The sequence below is a fragment of the Falsiroseomonas oryziterrae genome, from assembly GCF_021864505.1.
Lineage (GTDB): Bacteria > Pseudomonadota > Alphaproteobacteria > Acetobacterales > Acetobacteraceae > Falsiroseomonas > Falsiroseomonas oryziterrae.
The window spans coordinates 1-3631 of the sequence record NZ_JAKJIB010000381.1 but is presented as its reverse complement, the minus strand read 5'-3'; the positions used below and the strand labels follow the sequence as shown (position 1 = coordinate 3631).

General features: G+C 70.0%; 3 protein-coding genes and 1 pseudogene. 2 read left to right on the top strand and 2 right to left on the bottom strand.

What is annotated here, in order from left to right; all coding sequences use genetic code 11:
• Window positions 1–454, bottom strand: a pseudogene (locus tag L2I40_RS20560) (hypothetical protein); the annotation flags it as partial.
• A gap of 134 nt (window positions 455–588) precedes the next feature.
• Window positions 589–1062: a CYTH domain-containing protein gene (locus L2I40_RS20555; protein WP_237217041.1), complete on the bottom strand. Its 474-nt coding sequence runs from the start codon at window positions 1060–1062 to the stop codon at window positions 589–591.
• Between the two features lie 53 nt (window positions 1063–1115).
• Here L2I40_RS20555 and uvrB point away from each other — a divergent pair, with 53 nt between their 5' ends.
• Together uvrB and L2I40_RS20545 are read left to right on the top strand one after the other, a co-directional pair.
• Window positions 1116–3317 (top strand): excinuclease ABC subunit UvrB, encoded by a 2202-nt coding sequence (uvrB, locus tag L2I40_RS20550; RefSeq protein ID WP_237217040.1) that lies wholly within the window; start codon window positions 1116–1118, stop codon window positions 3315–3317.
• A gap of 103 nt (window positions 3318–3420) precedes the next feature.
• On the top strand, window positions 3421–3631 hold a 211-nt coding region (locus L2I40_RS20545), incomplete at its 3' end, for a hypothetical protein (protein ID WP_237217039.1).

Genomic DNA, 3631 nt, shown 5'->3' with positions numbered 1-3631 from the left:
TCGGATCTGGCAGTTGCGCCGTGCCGCGCCCGACATCGGGCTGGGCCGACGGCGCCTGCGCGCCCTGCCCGCCCGGCACGCCGCGGTCCGGGTTCGTCGCGCCCTGGGCGGTGGCGGGGCCGCCGCCGGTCATGGTCTGCCCGGCAGTGCCCTGGCCCGGCCCCATCGTCTGCGGCGAGCCCGCTGGCTGACCCGATGGCGTGCCAGTGGTGGAAAGATTCTGGCCGCCGCCCGGCGCGCCGGTCGTGCGCTGTCCAGGCTGCACGGTCGCACCCATGCCCGGCGCATCTCCGGCCCGGCTGCCCGGCGGCATCGCGCTCGGGTTCACCTGCTGGGCGCTGGTGCCGGGCGCGTTGTTGGCGGCGCCGCCCTGGGGGCTCTGCGCGGCCGCCGGATGGCTCAGGCCAAGCGCCGCCGCGATCGCGGCCGCGATCGTCAGTTCCCGCGTCGTCATTGTCGTGTTCCTTCCGTCTCCGCCGTGTCGGATGCGGTCCCGATGGCGGCTTCAACGGAGGCGACGGCCGGATGTTCGTCGCGGCGGCGCGACGACGGCTCACAGGGGCGCGAGCGGAACGGCTTGCAGGGACGTCAGGGAGCGGACAGGGCGCGGGCCAGGGCGGCGTTGGTGAAGCGCGGGTCGTGGGTGACTTCCGCGCCGACCCAGGGCGGCAAAGGCGGGTCCACTTCCTCGGCGTCCAGTTCGACCTCGGCCAACACCAGGCCCTTCAGCGCGGCGGGCGCGTCGAACTCGTCCACCGTCCAGATATGGCCCTCATGCTCGATCTCCCACCGCGTCTTGGACAGGACGGCGAGCGGCGAGAGGGTCAGCATCCGCTCGGCATCGGCGACCGGCACCGGATACTCGAACTCGGCGCGGACCTTGGCCCCCGGCCCCTTCACCGTGAGCATGGCCTCCGCCCCGGCGAGCCGGACGCGCACGCTGGGCAGGTCGGGGCCGCCGGCCGCCAGGTAGCCCTGCCGCATCGGCGTGCCGGGGCCACGCACCGCCGCGCGCCAGGCCTCGCTCGCGACCAGGAACTTCCGTTCGATCTCGATGCCCATCGACCTCTCCCAGCGCGCTCGACGTAATCCGAGGGCGCGCCCACATTGGCGTCATGAACCTGCTCGTCCCGACCCCGGTGCTGTTCTACCCGCAGAAGCGCGCCGCGGTCCCCTCCGGCCAGAAGCTGAAGGTGGTCTCGCCCTTCGAGCCGAACGGCGACCAGCCGGCCGCCATCGCCCAGCTGGTGGAAGGGCTGCGGCAGGACGAACGCGACCAGGTGCTGCTCGGCGTCACCGGATCCGGCAAGACCTTCACCATGGCGAAGGTGATCGAGGCGGTGCAGCGCCCGACCCTGATCCTCGCGCCGAACAAGACGCTCGCCGCGCAGCTCTACGGCGAGATGAAGAGCTTCTTCCCGGAGAACGCGGTCGAGTACTTCGTCAGCTACTACGACTACTACCAGCCGGAAGCCTACGTCCCGCGCACCGACACCTATATCGAGAAGGACGCGCAGATCAACGAGCAGATCGACCGCATGCGCCACAGCGCGACGCAGATGCTGCTGGAACGGTCGGACGTGATCATCGTCGCCTCCGTCTCCTGCATCTACGGCATCGGCTCGGTTGAGAACTACAGCCGCATGGTGGTGAAGCTCGAGCGTGGCGGGCGGATCGACCGCGACGTGCTCATCAAGGGGCTAGTCGAGCAGCAATACCGGCGCAACGACGCCGCCTTCCAGCGCGGCACTTTCCGCATCCGCGGCGAGACGGTCGACATCTGGCCAAGCCACCTGGAGGATCGCGCCTGGCGCGTCAGCCTGTTCGGCGACGAGGTGGACGGATTGCGGGAATTCGACCCGCTGACCGGCGAGATCGCGGGCGAGCTGGAGCGCGTCAGCATCTACGCGAACAGCCACTACATCACGCCGCGCCCGACGCTGCAGCAGGCGATCCGCGACATCAAGGTGGAGCTGAAGCAGCAGCTCGAAGTGCTCCATCAACAAGGCAAGCTGCTGGAGGCACAGCGGCTGGAGCAGCGGACGACCTTCGACATCGAGATGCTGGAGACGACGGGCAGCTGCAAGGGCATCGAGAACTACAGCCGCTACCTGACGGGACGTAAGCCCGGCGAGCCGCCGCCGACGCTGTTCGAATACCTGCCGGAGAACGCGCTGCTGATCGTCGACGAGAGCCACGTCACCGTGCCGCAGATCGGCGGCATGTATCGCGGCGACTATGCGCGGAAGTCGATCCTGAGCGAGTTCGGCTTCCGCCTGCCCTCCTGCACCGACAACCGGCCGCTGAAGTTCGAGGAGTGGGACGCCTATCGCCCGCACACGCTCTTCGTCAGCGCGACGCCAGGGCCGTGGGAGATGGAGCGCACGGGCGGCACCTTCGCCGAACAGGTGATCCGCCCGACCGGCCTGGTGGACCCCGTCACCGAGATCCGCCCCGTCGAGGGCCAGGTGGACGACCTGCTCGCCGAATGCCGGGCGGTCGCGCAGAAGGGCGGGCGCGTGCTGGTCACGACGCTCACCAAGCGCATGGCCGAGGACCTGACGGAATACATGACGGAGACCGGCATACGCTGCCGCTACCTCCATTCCGACGTGGACACGCTGGAGCGCATCGAGATCATCCGCGACCTGCGGAAGGGCGTCTTCGACGTGCTGATCGGGATCAACCTGCTGCGCGAGGGCCTCGACATCCCCGAATGCGCGCTGGTGGCGATCCTCGATGCCGACAAGGAAGGCTTCCTCCGCTCCACCACCAGCCTCATCCAGACGATCGGCCGCGCGGCGCGCAACGCGGAGGGGCGCGTGGTGCTCTACGCGGACACGATGACGGAAAGCCTGCGCCGCGCGCTCGAGGAGACGGCGCGACGCCGCGCCAAGCAGATCGCCTGGAACGAGGAACACGGGATCACGCCGCAGACGATCCGGCGCGACATCTCCGACGTGCTGCAGTCGGTCTATGAGCAGGACTACGTCACCGTCGAGGCGGTCGAGGGCGACGAGACGGCGCAATTCGTCGGCAAGGACATCGGCGCGGCGATCGCCGAGCTCGAGAAGAAGATGCGGGCCGCCGCAGCCGATCTGGAATTCGAGGACGCCGCGCGGCTGCGCGACGAGATCAAGCGGCTCGAATCCCTCGAACTCGGCATCCAGCCGAACCTCGCGGGACGCTCGCTCCAGGCGAGCGCGCCGGCGAACGGGAAGGGGCGCGCGAAGCAGGATTGGGCGCCGAAGCCGCTCGGACCGGGCGGCGGCGGTTACGACCCGAAGAAGGGCAAGGGCGGCCGGCGCCGGCACTGATCGCTCCTCGTTGCGCCGGCGCATACGCCATACGGATGCCCTTTCCTTGCCACAACCGGACGGTGTAGTCGGGTCCCACCGACGAACGCAGAGGGGGATTCGAATGCGGAAGGGACTGGTTGGCGGGATTGGGCGTGCGGCGCTGGCCCTGGTGCTCATCGCGCCGCTCGCGGCCTGCGACAACATGACGCGCACGCAGCAGCGCGCGCTGTCGGGCGGCGCGATCGGCGCGGCCGGCGGCGCGGCGATCGGCGTGATGACGGGCGGCTCTGCCGTGACGGGCGCGCTGATCGGCGGCGCCGGCGGTGCCGCGG

Coding starts and splice junctions, on each gene's coding strand:
- L2I40_RS20555 (WP_237217041.1), bottom strand. CDS start 1,062: ATGGGCATCGAGATCGAACGGAAGTTCCTGGTCGCGAGCGAGGCCTGG.
- uvrB (WP_237217040.1), top strand. CDS start 1,116: ATGAACCTGCTCGTCCCGACCCCGGTGCTGTTCTACCCGCAGAAGCGC.